Raw genomic sequence first — 24,098 nt, 5'->3', positions numbered from 1 at the left:
ATGTGGGAAGACGATGACGAAAATGATTCCTGGGATGGAAGTGATGAGGAAGAGTTCCAGAAAGAAAAGGACAGAATCAACAACCATCCCCTCAAAATCAAAGGGATGGAGATTTACAAGCTGACAAATGCCTTGGTAGGCTCACTTGACGAAGCAAGAGCTGAACTCTACGGCAGTCTGATGATGGAAAGTGCCATGATTATACCGGCCAAATTTTCCGGTGCCGAAGGTGTCAATGATTATATCCTCAAAATGGAGAACGCCACCATCATGAAAATCCATGCCCGGAGTCTCCATTCGATGACCTATCAGTTGGCTTTGGAGGGAACGCATGCGGAAGAACACCTACAACTTTTGCGGGATGCGATCCAAGAGTACAAGGAAATGTTTGTCGTATGGGTGAAGGGATTTGCGTCCGCAGAAAAATACGATGATGGATGGGGACTTTTTGTTGATTAGTGTAGGCTTTGACCAAATCTGAATCCAAGATACGCCCCGCCAATCATCAGGACCAAGGTGATTCCACCCACCAACAAAACCACGCCTAGTGGCATTTCCCAATTTTCGGAGCCGATCTTGAAGCGGATAATTTTTTGGAGATTCATGATTCAAAGAAAATGTAAAAATTTCCTATTTCAATAACCAAGAAAATAAAAAAGCGGGTTTACATAAACCCGCTCTTTCAATCAAACTAGTAAACTTTAATTTATAAGCCAATAGTTTTTACGCATGTTTCCAGCCTTTTGTTTCAATTTCTTCGGCAGACTTTTCTACTTTTTCTTTTAGTGATTCCTTAAAAGCCAGTAAGTTCTTGGATATTTCTTCAGAAAACGCGCCAATCATAGAAGCAGCCAAAATCCCTGCATTCCTACCGCCGTTCAGTGCGACCGTGGCCACGGGAATCCCCGAAGGCATCTGCAGGATGGAAAGGATGCTGTCCCATCCATCAATGGAATTGGAGGACTTCACCGGAACTCCGATCACCGGCAGAGTAGTCAAAGAAGCGACCATTCCTGGCAGATGTGCTGCGCCACCCGCTCCCGCGATGATGACTTTGAGTCCTCTTTCTTTCGCACTCTTTGCATAATCCACCATCCTGTCAGGGGTGCGGTGGGCGGACACGACAGTCAGTTCATAACCTACCCCAAGTTCTTCCAATACCAAAGCTGCTTCCGACATGATGGGCAAATCAGACTTGCTTCCCATAATAATCCCTACCTGTATATCCATAATTTAGGCTTTTACCTTGATCAGTTCTTTTATTTCCAAAGCTCTCTTTTTCAATATTTCAATCTCATTGTCCAAGATCGTGACATGGCCCATTTTCCTAAAAGGCTTGGTCGTTTTCTTGCCATAAAGATGCACATAAACCCCTTTTTGGGACAAGGCCTCATCCAATCCTTCGACATAGGCATCGCCGGTATATCCTTCTTCCCCGAGCAGGTTGACCATCACGGCAGGACATCGGGTGTCCGTATTGCCCAATGGCATGTCCATCACGGCCCTGAAATGCTGCTCAAATTGGGAAGTGAAATTAGCCTCAATCGTATGGTGCCCGCTGTTGTGAGGGCGAGGCGCTATTTCATTGACAAGGATTTCTCCCGATTTGGTGACAAACATCTCCACTGCCAATATTCCGATCATTCCCAATTCTTCGATGACTTGTATGGCTATCTTTTTTGCTTTTTGTTCAATATCATCACTGACCTGCGCAGGGGAAAATAAAAACTCTACCAAATTGGCGGTGGGGTGAAATGCACACTCAACAGCCGGAAATGCTATAGTCTCCCCATTTTTATTTTTTGCTACGATGACGGCGATTTCTTTGTCAAAGTCAATCAACTTTTCCAGTAATCCCGGAGCTTCAAATGCCTTTTCCAAATCACCTTCATTCCTTAGAATCTGCACTCCTCGACCATCATAGCCTTCTCTGCCAAGTTTGTTGACGGCAGGAAGAAAAGATGCATTTCTGATCACATCCGCCTTGTCCTCAGTCAAAATAAAATCAGCAGTGGGAATCCCTTTTCCTTTGTAAAACTGTTTCTGTAGCCTTTTGTCCTGGATCATTTTGATGATATGAGGCTGCGGAAATACTTCCTTGCCCTCGTCGGCCAATTTTTGAAGGGCCTCGGTATTGACATTTTCGATCTCGATCGTGATGATATCACAATCCTGACCAAATGCATACACCGTCTCAAAATCATTCAGACTGCCTTTTACAAATTTCTGGCAAATGGATTTGCAGGGAGCATTGGAATCAGGATCCAAGATATGGATGTCGATATTATAGCTGATGGCGGATTGGATGACCATGCGGCCAAGTTGACCTCCACCTAATATTCCTAAGGTTTTTTGCTGATAATTCTGTTGCACGTATGGACTGTTGAAGGATCAAAAATAAGTTAAAATTGCGGGTATCCGAAATCAGAAAAGACCAAAATAGAAAAAGCCCTCGGGTGAGGGCTAAACTTACTAAGCATGAATAAAGAGGTTAAACTGACCTGCCTCCGATCAACCGAAGGAGTACCGCAACAATTGCCAATACAAGAAGAACATGGATCAAACCCCCCGCGCTGTACACAAAGAATCCAAAGATCCATCCGATGATCAAAATCACCGCAATCAAATACAACAGTGAGCTCATGGTTTTTTTGGTCTAGGTAAATAATTGATTTATAACCAAATAAACCAACTATCATGCCATAACCTTAATTGCTAGAATTTGATACCTATCAATTCCATCAGTTTGTGGGCATTGAAACTTGGGCATGGACCTTCTTTTAGCTTGTAGTCAAAATGGATCTTGTCGTCCATAATTTCACTGTGAAAACTTTTGTTTACCAAATATTCCAGGTTGTTCTGAAGTTGGCTGAGTTCAATGTCATGGGTAGAAATTATCCCTTTACAGTTGCTTGCGGCGAGCTGTCTGATCAATGCTTCACTTCCCATAATCCTATCGGCAGTGTTGGTTCCTTTGAGGATTTCGTCCAATAAGAAAAAAACTGTATCCCCTTCTTCGGCTTTGGATAAAAGCTGTTTGATCCGCGCGAGTTCTGCATAAAAAGAACTGACACTCTCTCCAAGGTTGTCAGAATTTCGCATGCTTGTAAACAACTGAAAAGGCCCGAGGATAAAAGATTCAGCCATTGGTCCCAAGCCCACATTGGCCATGACCATATTGATCCCCAATGTCCGCATGAAGGTGGTTTTGCCCGACATATTAGACCCGGTCAGCAGGATTGTCTTGGTATTTTCAAGAAGGGAAAAATCATTGCCCACGGCCTTTTCTTTGGCGATCAATGGGTGTTTGAGGTTTGTTACTTCAATGGTTTTTTCTCTAGACCATGTTGGCAAGGAAGTATTTTGTTCTTCATATGTAAATGCCCCCAAGGAAACCAAAGCCTGCCAGGTATCAAAAACTTCCTCCCAAGCTGCAATATGGCTTCCGAATTTTTTCCGCCAGATTTCTGCTCTCCAAAGAAGAAAAAAGTCAATCCAAAAAATCATGTTGAAAATTACAAACATCAGGTTGATCCTGTTTTGGATCATAAAGGTCTTTTGTTCCAAAGATTTCAACACTTCGGAAGCTACAAAATTTTCGTTTTTAATGGGCTCTTTCAGGGAGTGAAGATAGGGATCAGCAAAGTCAGATTTTTCTATCAGGGAAGCCCACTTTCCAAAAGTCTTGATGTCTCCCTGATTTGGAAAAACTTTGGATGCTTCCTGAAGAGGTTTGAAAACCAATGTCAGGGAAATGATACCCAAAACGATCCATGCCCCAATCCACACAGGAGGAATCATTCCCACTGCTGCCAAAAAAAGCAGGATACTTCCACCTATCGGCCCAAGTACCAAGGGTAAATAGTAAAAAGACCGCCAGCTTTCAGGTTGCCTGAGCCAGGTATAAAATCCTACTTTGGACTTTTCTTCTTTGATAAATGCCCTGCCGGTCGCTTCAAAATCAGAAACAAACTTAGGATGCCGGCTCAGTTCCCGGACTGCACCGGACCTTTGGGTGGCGAGTTCAGGATTCATTTGGGACTGAAGCCAAGAGGCCAACTTTGTTTTTCCTCCCTTATTGACGGTGTGGTTGAGCAATTGGAACAAAGAATGGCTTCCAAAAATATCAAGGTCACTGGAAAAAGGATGGGCTTTGTCAATGAATTCGGCTCCGGCATCAAATCCCTGAAGGCTTCGAGAGGATCTTTTCACTTTCTCCTCTTCCATTTTGACCAATTCGGTCAAAAAAGCAGTTTCATCCCGGTTTTGATTGAACAATAAAATCAGATAGATAAACCCTGCCAAAGACAGTAAAAACAGCAATAGAAATAAAGGCCTGTCCGTAACGCCAACAATAAAAGCTGCAGCCATCACAAAAAAAACTGACAACCTGACCAAAGAAAGCATGATCCCTTTTCTTTTTGCTTTGGCAAGCAAACCCAAAATATCCTGCGAAACGTATGCAATATCCATGGCCTAAAGATACCAAAAGAATCTCCTTGGGTTAAAAATTTATATTTGCAATATTGTTGCATTTAAGATGAAAATCTCTACCTTTGAACCATATTATTCTTGTAGTGTTCTCTTCATTAGAATAATGGTGGTTGACAGACGACTCCGGTAACCCCGGAGTCTTCTTACATTTAGAGCACAAAAACAGGATGATGAAAAAATTGATGATTGTGGCTTTGGTCATTTTGGTGGTCGGGGCAAGTGCGCAGCAAAAGCCTTTGGATATGTGGGGCATGTTTACCAAAACAAGGTTTGTGGAAAAGCTAAACAGGGAATTTGGGATGTATTTCCTCTATCCCATCTTTCCGGATGAGCTCAAAGCCATGGAAGGAAAAGAGGTTTCTGTCACCGGATTCTATATTCCTCTGGACATGTCCACTTCCAATTATGCGGTTTTGTCCAAATTCCCCAATGCAGAATGTTTCTTCTGTGGTGGTGCCGGTCCGGAAAGCATCGTGGTAGCATACCTCAAGAAAAAACCTACCAAAAGAATCAATGTGGACGAAATCATCACCATCAAAGGAAAACTTAAACTCAACGATTCGGATATCGACGAATTGAATTTCATCCTTTTGGATGCGGAAATAACTAACTGATATGAAGAAAAAATTGCCTGTCACAGTGCTTAGCGGATTTTTAGGCGCCGGAAAAACCACCTTGCTCAACCATATCCTCCACAACAAAGAAGGACTCAAAGTAGCCGTCATCGTCAATGACATGAGTGAAGTAAACGTGGATGCACAGCTTGTGAGGCAAGAAAATACCCTTTCCCGAACCGAGGAGAAACTTGTCGAAATGAGCAACGGCTGCATCTGTTGCACACTCAGGGAAGATCTCATGATCGAAGTCGAGCGTCTTGCCAAGGAAAACAAGTTTGATTATCTGTTGATAGAAAGTACCGGGATATCAGAACCGCTGCCTGTTGCCCAGACTTTCAGCTTTGTGGATGATGAGAAAGGAATTGACCTGTCACGCTTCAGTCAGCTTGACACCATGGTGACTGTGGTGGATGTGTTTAATTTTTTTAGGGATTTTGGGAGTTCTGAAACGGTATTTTCCAAAAACCTCAATGACGATGAGGAGGACCAGCGCTCTATTGTCAATTTATTGACCGATCAGATTGAGTTTGCAAATGTCATCCTTATCAACAAGGCTGACTTGGTAGCAAAAGCCCAAGTGGAAGAATTAAAGGCTATCATCCAAAAACTTAACCCTTCTGCCAAAATCCTCATTACCGACCATAGCAAAATTGATCCGAAGGAAATCCTCAATACCGGATTGTTTGATTTTGAGGAAGCATCACAGTCTGCAGGATGGCAGGCAGAGCTTGAAAAAAGCCATCATACTCCCGAAACAGAAGAATATGGGATTTCCTCCTTTGTTTTCAGAGACAAAAGACCTTTTCACCCCCAACGGTTTTGGACTTATATCACCGAAACATGGCCTTCGGGAATCATCCGCAGCAAAGGACTTTTTTATATCGCCTCAAGAAAAGACCAAGCCATCTCCTGGTCGCAGGCAGGCGGTTCGGTCAAAGCAGATCCTGTTGGTGTTTGGTGGGCAAGTATGCCATATAAAGAAAGAATGATGTACCCTTCCTATGTGGAAAACAGGGACTATATCGACTCCAAATGGGACAAAAACTTCGGAGACCGAATGAATGAACTCGTCATCATCGGTCAGGATCTTGACAAGGACCAGATTGATAAGGAACTTGAAGCATGCTTGTTAGACGCTTACGAATTAGCGGATTTTCTGAATGGAGAAACATTCAAGGATAACTGGCCGATATAGGTTAAAAATATGGGAAGGAAAAAGCCGGATAACGAACAAAAAGTACAAAAAGAGACTTTGGCTGACGAATGGGATTTTTCAGAGGGTTTTGGTGGTATACCAGAAAATGTATCTCTTACCAAGAATATTGGATGTGCCTCAAATTCAGGACATAAGAACAAAAAAACCGAAAAAAAATCCTCTTCAACTGAATAACCAATTGATTTTTTTTACGTTACTTTCATCACAAAACTTAATCCCCATGAAAGTAAATCACCCACAAATCCCTACTTTCCTGTTTGCCCTAGGAATAATCTTTTTGATGTTTTCCTGCGAAGAAACAGAAGAACTATTGCCTCAGCAAGACACAGCTGTCTTGAACGAAGGCGCACAGGTTAATGCCGCTTTTGATGAAGCAGACTTTTTTACCTTGTCTGCGATGCAAAGCAACGGTCTAGGTTTGAGAACTCAACTCGGCCTGGAAAGCGATTACTGTTCGACTACAAAAGTTGATTTTTATCCAAACAACAAGTCAATTGTTATCAACTTTGGCGAAGGATGTACGAGCCCCAAAGGAATCAAACGAAAAGGAAAGATCATGGTGTATTTTTCTGCGTTGTCCTTTGAGTCAGGAACAGAAATCACCTTGGCATTTGATGGCTATGAAGTCAATGGGCTCAAAATCCAGGGTCGCCGAAAACTTATTCACCGTGGCTTCAACGCCGAAGGTAAATTTTTCTTATTCGAAACTGTAATCTCTGATGGCAAAGTAACCTGGCCTGATGGAACTTTTGCCACTCTAGAAGGTGAATACCTTAAAAAATTGTATTTACCTAACGAAGAACGTGGCTTCAAATTGGAAGTAACCGGAGGTGCCGGTGGAGTGACCAGACTCGGTGTACCGTTTATGTCTCTGATAGATCAAAAATTGGTATTCAACCAGGAATGTACTGATAAGGGAAATTGGATTCCATCCTCCGGTATAGTTGACCTGACATTAAACACGGAATCTAAATTCCGCATCAATTATGGGGATGGCGAATGTGATAAAACCGGTTCGGTAACACACGACGGCAAGACAGTTCCTGTAAAATTTGATTGATGTATTGATTGTCGAAAGTGAATAGTACATAGACAATAGAAATAAAAAAAGACCGGAAATTCCGGTCTTTTTTTATTTCTGTCCTTCGGGATAAAAATGATAGACATCCCGTTGCGGATGAGGAACACCAATATTGTTTGATTCAAATGCTTCTTTGATCGCCTCCAAATTTTCCCAATATACCGGCCACAAATCTTCCGTATTGGCCCAAGACCTGATGGTAAGGTCCAAGGAATTTTCCCCAAAATTGTTAAAGTGAACCACAGGTTCGGGTTCTTTGTGGACTCTTTCATCCTTATTCAACACCTCAAGAATAATTTTTCGTGCTTTCTTGATATCGGTTCCGTAAGCGATACCCACTTTCATATCTACCCTTCTTGTGGATTTTTCGGAATAATTGATGATCAGGTTATTGGCCAAAATCCCATTGGGAAGTGTAACCAACTTGTTGTCAAAATTTTTGATTTTGGTATACAGGATGTCGATACTCTCCACTTCTCCGGTAGTTCCCTGTGCCTCTACAGTGTCTCCCACTTTGAATGGCTTGAACATCAGGATCAATACTCCCCCTGCAAAATTGGAGAGCGAACCCTGCAAAGCGAGACCTACAGCCAAACCTGCCGCACCAAGAATAGCCACAAAAGAGGTCATCTCGACTCCCATCGTAGTAGCAATGCTGATCAGCAACAATATCCACAGGATGGCTTTTGCAAAACTCTTCAGGAAAGTCGCAAGTGAAGGGTCCACCTCTGACTTTTCAAATGCTTTGCCCATGATCTTTTGGACCAAACCGATCAAATATCTGCCTATCAGGTAAATGATGACTCCAAGTATCAGCTTTGGCCCAACTTTGAACGCCAGATCTACAGCCTGCTGTTTGATCAAATCCAATGTCTTTAAATCAATTCCATACTCTTCCATGCGTCATTCAATTTTATTTTTTAATATGATTTTAGGTGCAAATTTAGGAGAATCTGCAAATTACCCGCCACCTGAAAGCCCAATTCCACTGGATATTGAATGCTCCCATTCCTGCTTTTTGTAAAACACGCTTGATGTCTTTTCTTGAAAAACCCCTCAAAACCGAGAGTGGTCCGTCGTTTTGGACCATAGGGGACTTGGAAAACAGTCTGGTCAGCAACTTGATGCTGTAATATGCTAAGGGGTGACGGTGAAGGTCATTGACGATGATGCCCAAAGAAGCTCCCTTTTTGAAAACCTTCATCAGCACAATTAGTTCCTCATCGGTAAAATGATGCGTAAAAAGTGTGCAGGTAAAAACATCCACTTTGATGTTTTCAAACTCCCTGTCAAACACATTCTGAGTCAAAAAACTGACATTATTATAATTTTTTAAATTCTCTTTTGCCATTCCTATCGTATGGTCATTGGCATCAATTCCTACAAACTGGCAGTCATATCCATTCTTTGAAGCCCAATCTGCCATGACACGAAGCATATCGCCGCCACCACAACCGATATCGGCGATGGTATAATTGCGGTCTTTGTCACGGTCCAAAAGAATCTCCAGTCCTGAAGTAGTTACATAGTTGCCGCCCAAAAAACGGTTAATGGTCCGGAGCTCCCGCAAGGTCTGCTTCAGGACTTCTCCGCCGACTTCCAGGTCATCCATAATCTCTTTGTCGTAGCAGCGCTGATCAAACTTTCCCATTATTTCTCCAACAAAAGTGTCTCCAAAGTCAATCCGGGGCCAAATCCCATTGCCAAAATATCTCCCTTGGATTCCGGATCTAGGAGCCATTTTTTCAAAACAAATAAAATTGTTGCCGAAGACATGTTTCCAAAAGCTTTCAAAATTTCATGGGAGTGTAAATTCTGTTCAGGTGTGATTTGGAAGGCATTTTCCACTTTCTGTAAAATCTGTTTTCCGCCCGGATGAATTGCAAAATTTTTGATTTTTGACAGTTGAAAAACTTCCTCTAAGTAGCCAAGAATCTCATTCAATCCTTTGTGCAACAGGTCAGGAACATATTTGCTCAGTCTCATTTCGAAACCAAAATCCCCTATAGACCAAGCCATGTCGCTTTCTCCTTCTTTGAAAACCCGGCTGTGGTATTTTTTGATCTTCAATCCGACCGGTTGGCGTCTCACCAATGCCGCCGCAGCGCCATCACCGAAAATGGCATTTGCCAAAAGATTGTCCTCCGTATAATCTTTCTGAAAATGGATGGTACAAAGCTCAATTGCGAGTACAAGCACCTTGGCACCGGGATCGCTGTCACAGATGCGGTCTGCCAACTTGATGGCATTGAAAGCTGCATAGCAACCCATAAAATGGATGGCATACCGCTCCACGTCATTTCGGAAACCGAGTTCGTGGATAATCTCCAGGTCCAGGCCCGGCGCAAACATGCCTGTGCAGGAGACCAAAATCAAATGTGTGATTTCCTTGGCTTGGATATGGGTTTTGGAAAGGCAATCATCAACGGCCCTTGTTGCAAGAGTCAAAGCGGATTTTTCAAAAAGTCCCATCCTCATTTTGGTGGAGGGAAAGGGTTTCAATTCCTTGTTTTTTGGAAAAAAGCTGAATTTTTCGGGATTGACAAAATTGAAGTCTTCAATCACGCTGAATCTATTTTCTATTCCCGTTTGCCGGTATACAAAATTTAATTTCCTTGATTCCTGAGTATCCAAGCCATGGGCCATTTTCATAAATTCCCCGATCTGAAATTGGGGAACAGGATTTCCTGGGTTGGCTGTGCCAATGCTTACGATGTGGTTGTTCATTAAATTTAAGTTACACTTATTTTTTCTAACTTGGGATACCTGAAAGATAACCATCCCTTACCCTAAAAGTTAAAAATCTAAATTTATTTATGTTTAAACTATCAAGTTGGAAACACCTCAGAATTCCATTTTCCTTCTATCTCCTTCCGATATTCATTTTTGCTCTGGCTTTTACCCCCAACCACAATCCCGAAAGGATGCTGATTGTACTGGTAGCTTTGCACTTGTTTCTTTACCCTTCGAGCAATGGTTACAATTCTTATTTTGACAAGGACGAAAAAAGCATCGGCGGTCTGCGCAACCCGCCCAAAGTCACCAAAGGGCTTTATTTTCTTTCTTTGGCGTTTTTTTTGGTTTCCCTGGCGCTTGGTTTGATGATCAATTGGCAATTCAGCAGCATAATGCTCGTGTATAGCCTTGTGTCCATGGCTTACAGCCATCCCTCCATCAGACTCAAAAAGTATGCCTATGTAAGTTGGGTGGTAGCAGGGTTCTTTCAGGGATGCTTCACTTTCTGCATGGCTTATGCGGGATTGAGTGATTTTGGCTGGGAGGTATTTACCAAAAGCCACGTCTTGATTCCGGGCTTGCTGTCCAGTCTGATGCTGTGGGGTTCTTATCCCCTGACCCAAGTCTATCAACACGAAGAAGATTTCAAAAGAGGGGATATCACGCTGAGTCTGAAACTGGGCAAAAAAGGAACGTTTGTTTTTTCAAGCGTCTGGTTTTTGGTGACGGGTATCTGCTTCAGCTGGTTTTTCCTAAGCAGGAATCAGGAAAGCGCCTTTTATGGATTCCTGGGCGCCATGCTTCCGGTGATTTTGTTTTTTCTGGTCTGGTTTTCTTTTGTGCAGAAGGATGAACAAAAATACACCAATTATACCTGGACCATGTGGATGAACAGGATATCTGCCATCGCCCTGAATATCTTTTTTGCCTGGTATTTCTTAGAGAATACCCAGATTTTGCAGGCTATAAGTTAATTTCAAGTTTAAAATCAAAAAGGTACATTGGTTTTAAGATCAATATCTTCAATATCCTAATATCAAACAATATCGATTTGAATAAAGAAAGACAGTTGGTTAACTAGTGTCATTCCAAACATCCAAAGCTTTGATTTAAAATCTTTCCCCATGTGTCCTTTTCATAATCTCCTTTGCCAAAAAAGTGGAGTTTTTGATCAGTCCTACTGAAAATTCTGAAACTGCTTTTGACCCAAAAAGCCACTGCACTTTTCTGCCGATCCACAATCTGGTTTTAAAAATACGGTCCCATTGGCTGCGGTATTGGCTTTCAATCTGAATTCTTTCCTTGTTAAGAAGAATGGCTTCAGCAGCCAATTTGCCTGTATGGATCGCGATCGCCATTCCATTGCCGCAGAGCGGAGTAATCAATCCTGCTGCATCTCCGACCATCAGGATATGTTCTTCTACCGGCTGCTTGGGTGAAAAATTGATCTCGTTGATGACTTCCGGTTTGTCAAAAAGGAACTCACTGTTTTGAAAGATTTGCCTGAGATGGGGATTTTTGTGGAGTACCTCTTTTTCCATTTCAGGAATGCTTCCATAATGTCGGAGCTGCTCTTTGGAACCCAAATAACAAAGATTAAAAATCCCTTTTTCCACTTGGTTGAGGCCACAATATCCCCCCTCAAAATTATGCAGGGCGACAGTATTCGGGTCAAAGTCCGTTTTGACGTGGTATTTGACTCCGATAAACGGACTCCGCTGATGCATAAAAGGCCTGTCCATGGCTTTGTCCACTTTGGACCTTTTGCCAAAAGCGCCAATGACATGGTTGGCTGACAGGGAATTGCCTTTATTGAGTTTGAGAAAAAACCTGTTTTCTTTTGGCTTAAATCCAACCTCCTCCACCTGCGTCTGGAGCATGAATTTTACCCCTGCAGCTGATGCTTTTTGGTACAAAAACAAATCAAACGCATACCTGCTGATACCAAATCCTCCAAGGTCCAAGGGCATATTGGCCACGTTTCCCTTGATGGAACTCAATTGAAACTTACTGATATCAGAAGGACCTATTTCCTTTGGAAAAAGATCTTCCATAAGCAAAAAATCTTTGACCTCATTGGAGATATATTCTCCGCAGACACGGTGAAAGGGGTAAGACTTTTTTTCTATGAGCAAAATCTCCCTTCCGTTTTTCGCCAATTGGTGTGCAGCAATCAATCCCCCCAAGCCTCCACCAATGATGATAATGTCTGAATGCTGCATAAAACCGTCGCGCCTTTTAAATGGAATGAACTGCCGTTTATCAAATTTCGGCCTTTGAATTTAAGAAAAGCCCTGAATTACGGGTTAATTTCAAAAGTTAATTATCAAGTCAACTACATAACACATGAAGAAGTTTACCCAAATGTATTTACGAAAGGGATTGACTTTTTTTCTTTTGATGGGAATGGTCTTCGTCGGTGACGAGGCATTTGCCCAAAAGAAAAAGAAAAAAGATTCCAAAAACGCCCCTGCGGCGGCTGCTCCTGCTCCGGCAAGACCGGCACCACCGAAGGCAGGACCAAAACCTTACGCCGAAGTCATTACCGACAAAGCAAAGTCAAAAGACGGATTGTTTAAAGTCCACGAATTGGACGGTAAGTATTTTTATGAAATCCCCGATACCCTTCTCGGAAGAGAAATGCTCATCGTAACGACCATTGCCAAGACCGCAGACGGGATCGGCTATGGAGGCGAAAGGACAAATACTTTGCTCGTCAGATGGGACCAAAACGGAGACAACGTACTCCTGAAAGTGGTTTCTTACAGCAACATTGCTGCTGATTCTTTGCCGATTTTTACTGCAGTAAAAAGCTCCAACCTGGAACCTATCCTCCAAAAATTTGATATCAAGTCAAAAGCAACCGACAAAAATGGTGTGGTCATCGAGGTGACAGACCTGTTTTCAAAAGACGTGCAAGCTATAGGTTTACCGAAAAGCAACAGGACAGAATACAAAGTCACCCGATTGGATAATGAACGCTCCTACATCGAGCGCATCACACCATATCCGATCAATATCGAAGCGCGGTATGTGATGACTTATGTGGCAACCGAACCTCCTTCTAATGCAAGCACTGGATTGATTACCGTGGAGATGAACTCTTCCATGGTACTGTTACCAAAAGACCCCATGATGCAACGTCTTTCGGACAGACGTGTGGGGTGGTTTAGCCGCTCGGTGGTGGACTACGGCCTCGATCAGCAAAAGGCTGCCAGAAGGACTTTCCTTGACCGTTGGAGATTGGAAGTGAAGGAAGAAGATTATGAGAAATTCAAGCGAGGTGAATTGGTCGAGCCAAAGAAACCGATTGTGTTTTATATCGATCCTGCCACGCCTGAAAGATGGAGACCATACCTGAAGCAGGGAATCGAAGATTGGAAGAAGGCTTTTGAAGAAGCAGGATTCAAAAACGCCATTCTTGCCAAAGACGCGCCTACCAAAGAAGAAGATCCTGATTGGAGTCCTGAGGACGCGAGGTATTCTGTCATCAGATATTTTGCTTCAGATATCCAAAATGCATACGGTCCCCATGTGTCAGATCCACGCTCGGGAGAGATCATTGAATCAGATATCGGTTGGTACCACAATGTGATGAACCTGCTTAGAAACTGGTTCTTTATCCAAACCGCCGCAGTCAATCCTGAAGCCCGAGGTGTCAACTTCAGGGAAGAAGTTATGGGCAGGTTGATCCGATTTGTGTCCTCCCACGAGGTGGGACATACTTTGGGTCTTCCACATAATTTTGCTTCATCACATGCTTATCCGGTGGATTCTTTGCGGTCAGCTACTTTCACCAAAGAATTTGGAACGGCACCCTCCATCATGGATTATGCGAGATTCAACTATATAGCGCAGCCCGGAGATGCCAACGTCAGCCTGATGCCGGACGTAGGTCCTTATGACAAGTACTCCATTGCTTGGGGATACAGACCGATCTTGGAAGCCAAAACTCCTGAAGAAGAGCAACCGACTCTGGACAAATGGATTTTGGCCAAGCAGGGAGATCCTGTTTACAGATTTGGCCGTCAGGGCAACAACTATGATCCAAGCAGCCAAAGTGAAGACTTGGGTGATGACGCCATGAAAGCTTCCGATTACGGAATCAAGAACCTTAAAATCATACTTCCAAACCTGATGAAATGGACTGCTGAAGCAGACAAACCATTCAAAGATTACAGCGACCTCAACGAAATGTATGGTCAGGTGATCGGTCAGTACAACAGGTACATGGGCCACATCCGAACCAATGTCGGCGGGGTATATGAATTCTACAAATCATCAGGTCAAGGTGATGCCGTCTATGTCCATACCGACAAGACAAAGCAGAAACGTGCCGTTCAGTTTATCAACAAAGAATTGTTTGCCACGCCTACATGGCTGATGGATGAAAAAATCATCGAAAGAACAGGTGATTTCGGAGCATTGGAAAGAATCCGCGGAGTGCAAGTCACCACTTTGAACGGAATCCTGGAATGGGGTCGACTTGGAAGAATGATCGAAAACGAAGCCCTAAACGGTAAAAATGCCTATACCATGGTGGAGCTGTTTGATGACCTGCGTGGAGGAATTTGGAGCGAGTTGCCTTCCGGAAAAACAATCGATGTCCACAGAAGGAGTCTTCAGAGAGCGCATATTGAGCGCTTGGAATTGTTGCTTACAGGAAACGAACCAAATCTTCCTGCACAGTTCAGGGCTTTTGTCGGGCCGCAGATCAACGCTTCCCAATCTGACATCAGACCGATGGCAAGGGGTGAACTGAAAACCTTGCAAAGACAGATCACTGCAGCCATTCCAAGAACTTCCGACAAAGTATCCAAACTCCATTTGGAGGATGCTTTGGAACGAATCAATAAAATCCTGGATCCAAAATAATAGGCAATCTGGATTGGAATGGCGTCATCCTGAATCTGAGGAACGAAGATGAAGGATCTCCATTCTTTTGTGAGATGCTTCACTACGTTCAGCATGACGGATTCGTAAATTCATCACTCGTTCTAAAGTCGGGTAATATTTTGAAATGTAAAACCAAAAAGGCCAAGCTGAACAAGTTTGGCCTTTTTTTGTGTTATGGTCCTAAGTCCCTATTTTTACCCAAACATATTTTAAAACGATGTCCAACAGCCCTCTTCAACTCCTTCAGGAACACAGTTTGCGGATTACCAATTGTAGACAGGAAGTTTTAAAGACTTTTTTGGAGAGGCAGGTAGCGCTTTCCCATTCCGATCTCGAGGAGGTTTTGAAAAAAGACTTTGACAGGGTGACGATTTATAGGACTTTGAAGACTTTTTTGGACAATGACCTCGTCCATAAAGTCCTTGATGACAGCGGGGCTACCAAGTATGCTTTGTGTTCACATTCCCACGCCGGAGAGCACCGTCACGACCACGAGCATGTTCATTTCAAATGCGAAAAGTGTGGAAGGACAATTTGTATCGAAGAAGTGAGCTTGCCAAAAATCAGCCTGCCCGAAGGATATATCAAAAAAGAAGTAAGCTTATTGGTTCAAGGAGTTTGCGATAAGTGCAACTGAGTCAAACCTCCATGGGTTCTCTCGGCGCTTTCTTTGTAGGAGAATCTGTAGGCCAAATCACCCCTGGAGGCAAATCGATTTTTGGCGGGGTAAAATCCTCCACACCCCCATCACCATCGTCGCTGCTGTCTGAATTTCGCCCAATGTTGGATTTGGTCATGGTAGCCACAAAATAAATCAGCACCACATAGGCGACTCCGCAAAGAACCAAATCAACTATCAAGCTACTCATATTCAGAGAAATTTCAATCAATTTACTACAAAACCTTGTAGAAATCAATCAATTAACTAATCAAAGACAAGATTGATTTAAGAATTTTTAAAAAAATCAATTGGTTTCCTGTTTAGCTTGTGAAATAAGGGATATCATTAGATATTTGCGCACGAAAAAAATGAAGTAATGATAGTCAAAACAAAAAAATATCAATTAGAAACAGGAACCTATATCAAGTTGGGATTGACCAATATCCTCAAGGAACAATGGTGGGTGGTATTGATCGCCATCGCCATAGGTTGCGGTTATTTTTGGATTGCATCTTGGTGGTGGATCAGCATGGCAATACTTGCCTATGTATTATATTGGCTTTTCTGGGTAATCCAGTTTGCAGGTGTCACCCAAATGGAACAGAACAAGGTCATCTTTGAAAAAATGTCCTATGAGATTGACAGCAGGCAGATATTGATGAAACTCAACGTCCAACAGGGGATGCCCATCAAATGGGACCTGATCAAAAAGGTGGACCTGACCAAAGATGCGTATATCCTGACCATGTCCAAAGCCCAATTCATATACCTTCCTTTCAAGATCTTCAACACGGAGAATGAAAGGAAATTTTTGGAAGCCATCCTCAGAAGAAAAGGATTTCTTCCTGAACAGCCTGCGGGCAAAATAGCCACGCCGGAAGTGAAAAAGTAAAAAGACCATAGTCCATGGGCAACAGTCCACAGCTGCTACAATTGGACTTCAATCCAAGATTCTATTTGGTTACTTTCTAGGAAGCGAACTTATAAAAAAACAAAAAAGGCCTGATTCGAATTGAATCAGGCCTTTTTGTTAAGTCAACGATTGATCGTCCATGGTCTATGGTCTATTGACCATTAACCTTTTCAAAGGTATTTAAATAAATCAAAACGTCCAATCACACTATTACATCTTCGGCAAAATCACCGTGTCTATCACGTGAACCACACCATTGGAAGCTTCGATGTCAGCAACGGTAACAGTAGCATTGTTGACCATGGCTTTTCCGTCTTTTAAAGTAATGGTTACTTCAGAACCTTGGGCAGTTTTGGCTTTCATTCCGTTTTTCAGGTCTTTGGAATAGACTTTTCCCGGAACTACGTGGTAAGTCAATACCGCTACCAATTGGGCTTTGTTTTCAGGCTTCAAAAGATTCTCTACCGTTCCTGCAGGAAGTTTGGCAAAAGCATCATTGGTAGGCGCGAAAACAGTAAAAGGACCATCACCCTTCAGGACACCGACCAAGTCACCGGCTTTGACAGCGGCTACCAAGGTGGAAAGGAATTCGGTCTGAACCGCAAGATCAACGATATCTGCTTCCGGGTTCAAAGTGGCATTTTTGTTCAAAGTGAAGGATGATGTCAAAAAGAATGTGAACAACATCGCAATGGCAAATAATTTTTTCATGGTAACAATAGTTTTGGTTAGGCAATATAAAGTCCAAAGCCTATCCTATTGTTTTTCAAATACTTGTGAAATTTTGTTAAGGGATTTTGACGTACAGCATACGACCGTTTGTTTACAAAAAATGGCTGTTTAAAGAAATGATTTATTTGGACGGTATCAAATCGTTGCTCCCGCAGATTGCGCTGACTGGCGCTGAAAAATGTTTCAAAGAATGCTAGGCATAATATTTTGATTTTAATTCGCTTACTGTTAATTCTTTTTCGTTGCTAATTATTCTGATATGTCTCCCTCCAATTTGAAATACAAAGTCGGTAAAAATCATTTTCTCTACTGGGGAAAGATTGGATAATTCATTGTCCAACGGATGACAAACCACTTTTAATGATCTTGTTCTCAATTGTATTGTAGAACATACTCGATTTAATAATTCTGCCGCAAAATTCTCTGCAACGATCGTATCTGCAATTAATAGTCTCGAAGTGGAAAATTTCCTTTCAGAGAACTCTGAAGCAGTCCGCCCATTTTCTAGATTTATAACTTTAATATAGTCTCGAGAAACAATTATATAAACTGGAATTGGAGGACGAAGTTTATGGATAATCCAAAGCCCTAAATCGTAGAAATCTTTAAATAAATTCATTTAGTCAATTTAATCTAGTGGTGGGTTTTTAAGATTAATCCTGAATTATAAATCACTTCTCTATTTATAATTATTTTTTGAGAGGAAATGGTATCTCTATCTCTAAATATCTCATTAGTTTATAATATATCAAACCTTCACTTCGGACTTTTTACTAATCCTTAATCACAATTATTTCCAAAATCCAGATTATTCGGTTAAGCTTTAATTATTTTGCAGGATGCAGATCAGACTTATCGCCGTCGGCAAAACAGACCATGCCGCCATTCAGACGCTATTGGAGGAATACAGCAAGCGCTTGGGGTTTTATATCAAGTTCGAGTTGGAAATCATCCCCGATCTAAAAAACTCCAAAAACCTCAGTGAAGCTTCCCAAAAGGAAAAAGAAGGAGAACTGATCCTGAAAAAAGTACAGACTTCAGATGAGTTGGTGTTGCTCGATGAACAGGGAAAGCAATACTCATCCGTGGATTTTTCGGACTATCTCCAAAAGAAAATGAATGCAGGTTTGAAGCAGTTGATATTTGTCATCGGCGGGCCTTATGGATTTTCAGAAGAAGTCTACCAAAGGGCAAACGGCAAAATCTCACTTTCCAAAATGACCTTTTCCCACCAAATGGTCAGGGTATTTTTTGTGGAGCAACTGTATCGGGCTTTTACGATCCTGAAGAATGAACCTTATCACCATCAATGAGATGTGAGACAAGAGATATGAGACGTGAGATTGGGGCAGGGGGATAAGAAGCGAGACTTAAGACATGAGACGTAAGACATAAGATTAAAGAAATTGGGAAATGACGATTGGTGTAGCGTCATCTTGAATCCGAGGTACGATCCCGACAGCTGTACGGGAGAAAGATCCCAAAATAAAAGAGACTCTTCGCTACACTCAGAGGGGCGTCATAGATTGAATCGGACATCAAGCCATCAAATAACCTCCATTTTCGCAACCTTAACCTTCTTTAAATCCCCGGAATCATCCGTCCAAGCAAACCAAAGGGTATTTCCGTTTTTGGTCATTTGGGGAAAACCACTGCTTCTTTTGTCGGATGAGGTAGCCACCTGGATCGGATTGCCCAATTTGCCGGAGGAATCAACTGACCTGACAAGAATCTTCCCCTCTTCCATCCAACACACCATCGCTTTGTCTTGGGCTATCATTTCGATGTCCACCCGTCCAAGGGTTTGCCCAAGATCGATTTTGGTGGGCGTTTCAAATGACTTTCCATTGTCATCGGAAAAGGAAACTTTCACTTCAGGATTGTCCTTTGCACCTGTGTACCACGCCACAGCAACCTGATTTTCCATTGCAGAGACTCTTGGCCCATTGACAGGACAGGCGGCTATTTCCCACAGGTCCATATAAACCGGTGCCGTTTCCTTCCAATTTCCGTTTTCAAATTTCGCAATCCCCAAATCCCTGATTTCTGTTTCGGACCTGTCTCTGAAGATCACCACCGGACCTTCCTCGGTCATGGCCGAGGTCGTCTGACAGCAGTCACAAACCCTTTTGTCCAATTCCCATTCATCTATTTTATTCCCGTCAGTATCCAATACACCGGCCCTGACCGTCATCTGACCATGGTGACCGTGGTCATGGCTATGGTCGTGGCCTCCACCTCCGGTGTTCCTCCCATCCAACCAACTGACGAGCATATTTTCTCCCCATGGAACCATGGAAAAAAAGCCGTGTTCTGTTTGGGTCTTGTCATCGTGCAGGACAAAGGGCTCAGACCATTGCTTCCCATCTTTGGAAATAGTGATCCGGACATCATAGGCAAAGGTTCCCTCTCCGCTTTTTTGCAAAAATGCGGCGACCAACGTCCCGTCAGCAAAAGCTGACATCTGTGGATAATCCGCCCAGTTTACAAACCAATCTGTTCCTTGGGCAATGGTGGTTTCAGGGGAAAAGGTTTCGCCTTCCAACTTGGAAAATTTAAAAATATTGATGGAATCAGATTTTTCTATCCAAGAAAGATAGGTTTCGCCTTGGGGAGAAGTGAAAAGATATGGTTCTTCGATATGGGCATTTTCAGAAGAAAATTCTTCCACTATTTCAACTGAAGGCGCATTGGTTTCCTGCTTTTTTTCACCACAAGAAAAAAGGGCTGTCCCCAAGAGGAAGCCCAATACAATTATTTGATTGCCGATTTTTTTGATCATTTTTAGTCTGTTACCACCATTTTGAAACCTTCCCCATGGATCGTAATGATCTGTACTTTGGGATCGTCTTTGAGGATTTTCCTGATTTTGCTGAGGTACACATCCATGCTTCGCGCATTGAAATAAGAATCATCTCCCCAAATCTGCTTCAGGGCATGGCTTCTGTTTACCAGTTTGTTGATTTCTGAAGCCAACAACCTGATCAGTTCATTTTCCTTGGAAGTGAGCTTGTGGATACCCGAGGGACCATTGATATATTGCTCATCATAGTGGAGCTCAAATTCTCCGAATTTATAGAGCTTCAAAGTATGGACTTCCTCCGATTTTTGTGTTCTACGAAGAATCGCCCCGATCCGGAGGAGCAATTCCTCCATACTGAACGGCTTGGTGATGTAATCATCCGCTCCGATTTTCAATCCTTCGATGATGTCTTCTTTGAGGTTTTTGGCAGTCAGGTAGATGATCGGCAAGTCTTCCTGCACTTTCTTGATCTCTTTGCCGAGGGTAAAACCGTCTTTCTTTGGCATCATGATATCCAGGATGGCAAGGCTGTATTTGTCCTTTTTGAACTTAGACCAACCTTCCTCTCCGTCACGGCAAAGAGTGGTCTCATAGCCTTTCATGGTCAGGTATTCCTGCAGGATGTCCCCTAGATTCGGATCATCTTCTACTACTAATAGTTTTGGTTTGCTCATGGTGTCTTGGGGAGTTTGATGGTAAATATACTTCCTTTTCCTGGTTCACTGCTTACTGATATTTCACCCTTATGGGCTTCAATGATGGTTTTGACATAGGACAGTCCTAATCCAAAGCCTTTTACATCGTGGACATTGCCTGTGGGAACCCTGTAGAATTTATCGAAAATTTTCTTGGTCACCTCTTTCGACATGCCTATGCCATTGTCCTGAATGGATACGAAAGCAAAACCGTTTTGGTCCCAAGCCTTGATATGGATAATTGGACTTTCTTTGCTGTATTTGTTTGCGTTGTCGAGCAGGTTATTGAGAATATGCAACAAATGGAAGGGATCTGACATCAGATTTGGGTCTGACATCACATTCTCTAATGTGATCTTTCCTCCTCGATTTTCTACCTGAAGTTCAAACTGGGATTTGGCATTTATCAAAATTTCCGTGAGGTCAACATATTCCAGTTTCAAGCGGAACTCCTTTTTCTCCAAAGTAGCTGCCTGCAAGACTTTCTCCACCTGACCTCCCAATCTTTTGTTTTCCTCCTTGATGATACTCAGGTATCTCTTTCGGAAAGATTCCTGGTTCAACAATTCAGGATCTTGCAAAGCTTCCACCGCGAGACTGACGGTTGCGATGGGAGTTTTGAACTCATGGGTCATGTTGTTGATAAAATCATTCTTGATTTCCGAGAGGTTTTTTTGTCGGATTATGACCCTGATGGCATAGACAAAGCAAAAAATCACTACTCCTATAAAAAGCACCGAACTCAAGACAGGAAGCCATATCTGTCTGAAAACATAGGCTCTTTTGTTTGGAAAGTGGATGAAAAGGAAGTTTTCCTGCGGAATAATATCTCCGGGGAATAATCTCGCCTGCATTTTTGAATTGACCAAAGAAAATGAATCAACCGTTGCTGTCACCGGAAAAAGCTTTCCTTTCTCATTGATTATCCCCAATTCGAAAGGCTGTTCAATCCCTTTTTCTTGAAGGTTATTTTTTAGGATCTGTTTGACCTGACCGGTATCCATTCTTGAAAGAATATCCTTTTCACCGATCAGTTCCTCCCAGGCCTTGTTCATCAAGGCGATTTTTTGGTTGGCAATCCTGATTTTTTCAAGAAAATCCATCGGGATATTGTATTCTTCGACAAAATCAGGGTCGGGCGCAAACCCAAATCTACTCCTGTACAATTTTTCAGACTGGTCAAGGTAATTGAGCTGACGTTCCCTTTCCTGAAGCAAAATCTCCATTTCGTCAGGGGTAAACATGGAGGAGGCGATTTCGGGTGTAAGCGTGGTAAAGAAGTTGTCGAGATCGGCAAGAACAGTTTTGTCAATTCCACGGGATTCGATCAACCTTCTGAAACTTTGACTGATCTGGGGGATCGGCTCTTTGAGCAAGGTGTCCGTGACGGAAGCTCTTCTCCTGCCCGAAATGGGTCTTTGCCTGATCTGAACCACAATAGGTTCTATTTGGTTGACGAGCGACTGCTGAAGTATAGTGTCCTGCACCAGATAGCTGAGAAAAACATCGCTGGTTTCATCTTTCTCGATCTGGGCTACAGTAGCGGCCAATGATTGATAAACTGCCTGTTCAAATCTTTCTTCGTTGATCCGGAGCGCATTTCTGATCCAATAGTATTGAAAGCCCACCAAACCAAGACTGGCGATGGACATCAGGACTATGATCAGTTTCATTTGGGAACTCGACATGATGCAAATTTATTCCTTATTGGATGGCAAGGGTGGGGCTTAACATTATTTAACGGAGTAAATTATTCAACTTGTTTCAATTGAGGAAGATCCAGAGACCCGATTTTCAATCTTTTTTATTGTGGTTCTATCCTTATCTTTGGGGCTTAAAATTAGTTTCATGGAAGTTAAAGACCAGCAATACCAGATTAATGGAGTTTCTTTGATCGGTTTGGCAAAAGAATATGGTACACCTTTATATGTATATGATGGGGAGAAAATTTTGGAAAAGGTAAAACTCATTCAAAAATCCTTTGCGGGAGTCAACCTCAAAATCAAATACGCGACCAAAGCACTTTCCAATATCAATATCCTGAAATTGATGAAAAAAGCAGGTACTGGTGTAGATGCTGTTTCCATTGAAGAAGTGAAACTTTGCCAACATGCGGGATTTGAACCGCATGAAATCATGTATACGCCTAACAGTGTTTCTTTTGAAGAAATCCAGGAAGCGGTTGCGCTTGGGGTAATGATCAACATTGACAATATTCCGATGTTGGAACATTTTGGCACTTTCTATGGCAATAAAGTACCGCTTTGCATCCGTCTGAATCCGCATATCCTTGCAGGCGGCAATGCCAAAATATCCGTGGGCCATATTGACAGCAAGTTTGGAATCTCGATTCTCCAGCTGAAGCATGTGCTCAAAGTCGTCGAAGCCCACGACCTCAACATTATAGGATTGCATATCCATACCGGTTCCGACATTTTGGATGCTGAGGTTTTCCTGAGAGGAGCCAATATTGTTTTTGATGCAGCAAGAGAATTTAAAGGACTCAAATTCCTTGATTTTGGTGGAGGATTTAAAGTCGCCTACAAGCCGGACGACATATCTACCGATATCGAAGAAGTCGGTGCCAAAGTATCTCAGGCTTTCAAATCTTTCTGCAAAGAATACGGAACTGAATTGGAGATTTGGTTTGAACCGGGAAAATTTCTCGTGTCAGAATCAGGGTATCTTTTGGCCAAAGTCAATGTGGTGAAGCCAACGCCAGCTTCCACATTTGTCGGTGTGGATACAGGTCTCAACCACCTGATCCGTCCTATGATGTACGATGCCTACCATGGGGTGGTGAATATTTCCAAACTTGAGGGACCCGAAAGAATATACACCATCGTCGGGTATATCTGCGAGACTGATACCATCGCCGCTGACAGAAAACTGAAAGAGGTACAAGAAGGTGATATTCTCGCCATAAAAAATGCCGGAGCTTATGGCTACAGCATGTCTTCTAATTACAATTCAAGGCTCCGTCCTGCCGAGGTTTTGATCCTCAATGGCAAAGCTCACCTTATCCGAGAAAGAGAAACTTTTGACGATATTCTGAAACATCAAGTGGATATAGGTTTATAAAAAAATTGATTCTATAAAAATCTAAACCCGGCTACTGAAAGCCGGGTTTTTTCATTTTTGAAGGGGTGAATTGAAATTATTTTTGACATTTTTTCAACCATCGACCTACACTTCATCACCTGAAAAAAGCAGGTCCGCTCCCGGTTTTTGAAATTGATATGGGATTTGCCTTT

Annotated in this window: 25 protein-coding genes; 10 read left to right on the top strand and 15 right to left on the bottom strand. The window is 42.6% G+C overall.

Features of this window, described 5'->3' with window-relative positions; translation table 11 throughout:
• The gene (locus DQW11_RS20740) at positions 1-459 is read left to right on the top strand and encodes a hypothetical protein (protein ID WP_113926147.1); all 459 of its coding nucleotides are present in this window, start codon (positions 1-3) and stop codon (positions 457-459) included.
• Here the strand turns inward: DQW11_RS20740 and DQW11_RS22430 are convergent.
• The 5 genes from DQW11_RS22430 to DQW11_RS20720 all read right to left on the bottom strand — a co-directional run bounded on the left by DQW11_RS22430 (position 456) and on the right by DQW11_RS20720 (position 4,473).
• Entirely contained in the window at positions 456-605 is a 150-nt protein-coding gene (locus DQW11_RS22430) for a hypothetical protein (RefSeq protein WP_198669940.1), read from the bottom strand. The two genes, DQW11_RS20740 and DQW11_RS22430, sit on opposite strands and share 4 nt — an antisense overlap.
• A gap of 118 nt (positions 606-723) precedes the next feature.
• Positions 724-1,230, bottom strand: a complete 507-nt coding sequence (gene purE / locus DQW11_RS20735) for a 5-(carboxyamino)imidazole ribonucleotide mutase (RefSeq protein ID WP_113926047.1) — start codon at positions 1,228-1,230, stop codon at positions 724-726.
• 3 nt (positions 1,231-1,233) lie between these two features.
• Positions 1,234-2,373, bottom strand: coding sequence for a 5-(carboxyamino)imidazole ribonucleotide synthase (locus DQW11_RS20730; RefSeq protein ID WP_113926046.1), 1,140 nt, complete (start codon positions 2,371-2,373; stop codon positions 1,234-1,236).
• A gap of 118 nt (positions 2,374-2,491) precedes the next feature.
• A complete protein-coding gene (locus DQW11_RS20725) occupies positions 2,492-2,644 on the bottom strand; it encodes a lmo0937 family membrane protein (RefSeq protein WP_113926045.1) in 153 nt (50 codons plus the stop codon).
• A 71-nt stretch (positions 2,645-2,715) separates the two neighbouring features.
• Positions 2,716-4,473 (bottom strand): MutS-related protein, encoded by a 1,758-nt coding sequence (locus tag DQW11_RS20720; RefSeq protein ID WP_113926044.1) that lies wholly within the window; start codon positions 4,471-4,473, stop codon positions 2,716-2,718.
• A 188-nt stretch (positions 4,474-4,661) separates the two neighbouring features.
• On the opposite strand from DQW11_RS20720, the gene DQW11_RS20715 reads away from it, so the two are divergent.
• The 3 genes from DQW11_RS20715 to DQW11_RS20700 all read left to right on the top strand — a co-directional run bounded on the left by DQW11_RS20715 (position 4,662) and on the right by DQW11_RS20700 (position 7,387).
• The gene (locus DQW11_RS20715) at positions 4,662-5,108 is read left to right on the top strand and encodes a hypothetical protein (RefSeq protein WP_232826812.1); all 447 of its coding nucleotides are present in this window, start codon (positions 4,662-4,664) and stop codon (positions 5,106-5,108) included.
• 1 nt (position 5,109) lies between these two features.
• Positions 5,110-6,306 (top strand): GTP-binding protein, encoded by a 1,197-nt coding sequence (locus tag DQW11_RS20710; protein WP_113926042.1) that lies wholly within the window; start codon positions 5,110-5,112, stop codon positions 6,304-6,306.
• 241 nt (positions 6,307-6,547) lie between these two features.
• Complete coding sequence (locus DQW11_RS20700) at positions 6,548-7,387, top strand: hypothetical protein (RefSeq protein WP_113926040.1); 840 nt, start codon at positions 6,548-6,550, stop codon at positions 7,385-7,387.
• A 72-nt stretch (positions 7,388-7,459) separates the two neighbouring features.
• On the opposite strand, the gene DQW11_RS20695 is transcribed toward DQW11_RS20700, so the two are convergent.
• From DQW11_RS20695 to DQW11_RS20685, 3 genes are read right to left on the bottom strand one after another with little or no spacing between them, the layout of a single operon-like run.
• Positions 7,460-8,308: a mechanosensitive ion channel family protein gene (locus tag DQW11_RS20695; RefSeq protein WP_113926039.1), complete on the bottom strand. Its 849-nt coding sequence runs from the start codon at positions 8,306-8,308 to the stop codon at positions 7,460-7,462.
• A gap of 43 nt (positions 8,309-8,351) precedes the next feature.
• Complete coding sequence (locus DQW11_RS20690; RefSeq protein WP_113926038.1) at positions 8,352-9,059, bottom strand: methyltransferase domain-containing protein; 708 nt, start codon at positions 9,057-9,059, stop codon at positions 8,352-8,354.
• Complete coding sequence (locus DQW11_RS20685; protein WP_113926037.1) at positions 9,059-10,135, bottom strand: type III polyketide synthase; 1,077 nt, start codon at positions 10,133-10,135, stop codon at positions 9,059-9,061. Before DQW11_RS20685 ends, DQW11_RS20690 begins: the two co-directional genes overlap by 1 nt.
• An 89-nt stretch (positions 10,136-10,224) precedes the next feature.
• Between DQW11_RS20685 and DQW11_RS20680 the strand changes: the two genes are divergently transcribed.
• On the top strand, positions 10,225-11,118 hold the full coding sequence (locus DQW11_RS20680; RefSeq protein WP_113926036.1) for a UbiA family prenyltransferase: 894 nt from the start codon (positions 10,225-10,227) through the stop codon (positions 11,116-11,118).
• A gap of 135 nt (positions 11,119-11,253) precedes the next feature.
• Here DQW11_RS20680 and DQW11_RS20675 read toward each other — a convergent pair whose 3' ends face one another.
• Entirely contained in the window at positions 11,254-12,366 is a 1,113-nt protein-coding gene (locus DQW11_RS20675) for an NAD(P)/FAD-dependent oxidoreductase (RefSeq protein ID WP_113926035.1), read from the bottom strand.
• A gap of 124 nt (positions 12,367-12,490) precedes the next feature.
• On the opposite strand from DQW11_RS20675, the gene DQW11_RS20670 reads away from it, so the two are divergent.
• A complete protein-coding gene (locus DQW11_RS20670) occupies positions 12,491-15,019 on the top strand; it encodes a zinc-dependent metalloprotease (RefSeq protein WP_113926034.1) in 2,529 nt (842 codons plus the stop codon).
• 238 nt (positions 15,020-15,257) lie between these two features.
• Positions 15,258-15,677: a Fur family transcriptional regulator gene (locus DQW11_RS20665; RefSeq protein WP_113926033.1), complete on the top strand. Its 420-nt coding sequence runs from the start codon at positions 15,258-15,260 to the stop codon at positions 15,675-15,677.
• A gap of 1 nt (position 15,678) precedes the next feature.
• On the opposite strand, the gene DQW11_RS20660 is transcribed toward DQW11_RS20665, so the two are convergent.
• Positions 15,679-15,909 (bottom strand): hypothetical protein, encoded by a 231-nt coding sequence (locus DQW11_RS20660; RefSeq protein ID WP_113926032.1) that lies wholly within the window; start codon positions 15,907-15,909, stop codon positions 15,679-15,681.
• A 168-nt stretch (positions 15,910-16,077) separates the two neighbouring features.
• On the opposite strand from DQW11_RS20660, the gene DQW11_RS20655 reads away from it, so the two are divergent.
• Positions 16,078-16,593: a YcxB family protein gene (locus tag DQW11_RS20655; protein ID WP_113926031.1), complete on the top strand. Its 516-nt coding sequence runs from the start codon at positions 16,078-16,080 to the stop codon at positions 16,591-16,593.
• 231 nt (positions 16,594-16,824) lie between these two features.
• Here DQW11_RS20655 and DQW11_RS20650 read toward each other — a convergent pair whose 3' ends face one another.
• The gene (locus tag DQW11_RS20650) at positions 16,825-17,325 is read right to left on the bottom strand and encodes a fasciclin domain-containing protein (protein WP_113926030.1); all 501 of its coding nucleotides are present in this window, start codon (positions 17,323-17,325) and stop codon (positions 16,825-16,827) included.
• A gap of 214 nt (positions 17,326-17,539) precedes the next feature.
• Positions 17,540-17,965: a hypothetical protein gene (locus DQW11_RS20645; RefSeq protein WP_113926029.1), complete on the bottom strand. Its 426-nt coding sequence runs from the start codon at positions 17,963-17,965 to the stop codon at positions 17,540-17,542.
• A 220-nt stretch (positions 17,966-18,185) separates the two neighbouring features.
• Between DQW11_RS20645 and rlmH the strand changes: the two genes are divergently transcribed.
• Positions 18,186-18,659 (top strand): 23S rRNA (pseudouridine(1915)-N(3))-methyltransferase RlmH, encoded by a 474-nt coding sequence (gene rlmH, locus DQW11_RS20640; RefSeq protein ID WP_113926028.1) that lies wholly within the window; start codon positions 18,186-18,188, stop codon positions 18,657-18,659.
• Between the two features lie 233 nt (positions 18,660-18,892).
• Here the strand turns inward: rlmH and DQW11_RS20635 are convergent, their stop codons facing one another.
• Genes DQW11_RS20635 through DQW11_RS20625 form a run of 3 tightly spaced genes read right to left on the bottom strand, consistent with a single transcriptional unit; the run spans position 18,893 to position 22,532 of the window.
• Complete coding sequence (locus DQW11_RS20635) at positions 18,893-20,128, bottom strand: exo-alpha-sialidase (protein ID WP_113926027.1); 1,236 nt, start codon at positions 20,126-20,128, stop codon at positions 18,893-18,895.
• A 2-nt stretch (positions 20,129-20,130) separates the two neighbouring features.
• Entirely contained in the window at positions 20,131-20,823 is a 693-nt protein-coding gene (locus DQW11_RS20630) for a response regulator transcription factor (RefSeq protein WP_113926026.1), read from the bottom strand.
• Positions 20,820-22,532, bottom strand: coding sequence for a sensor histidine kinase (locus DQW11_RS20625; RefSeq protein WP_113926025.1), 1,713 nt, complete (start codon positions 22,530-22,532; stop codon positions 20,820-20,822). The genes DQW11_RS20630 and DQW11_RS20625 overlap by 4 nt, the downstream gene beginning before the upstream one ends.
• 160 nt (positions 22,533-22,692) lie before the next feature.
• Between DQW11_RS20625 and lysA the strand changes: the two genes are divergently transcribed.
• Complete coding sequence (lysA, locus tag DQW11_RS20620) at positions 22,693-23,925, top strand: diaminopimelate decarboxylase (protein WP_113926024.1); 1,233 nt, start codon at positions 22,693-22,695, stop codon at positions 23,923-23,925.
• The last annotated feature ends 173 nt before the right edge of the window (positions 23,926-24,098 follow it).

The organism is Cognataquiflexum aquatile, from assembly GCF_003316845.1.
GTDB lineage: Bacteria > Bacteroidota > Bacteroidia > Cytophagales > Cyclobacteriaceae > Cognataquiflexum > Cognataquiflexum aquatile.
The sequence above is the reverse complement of the archived record's forward strand: the minus strand, read 5'-3'. Positions and strand labels throughout refer to the sequence as shown.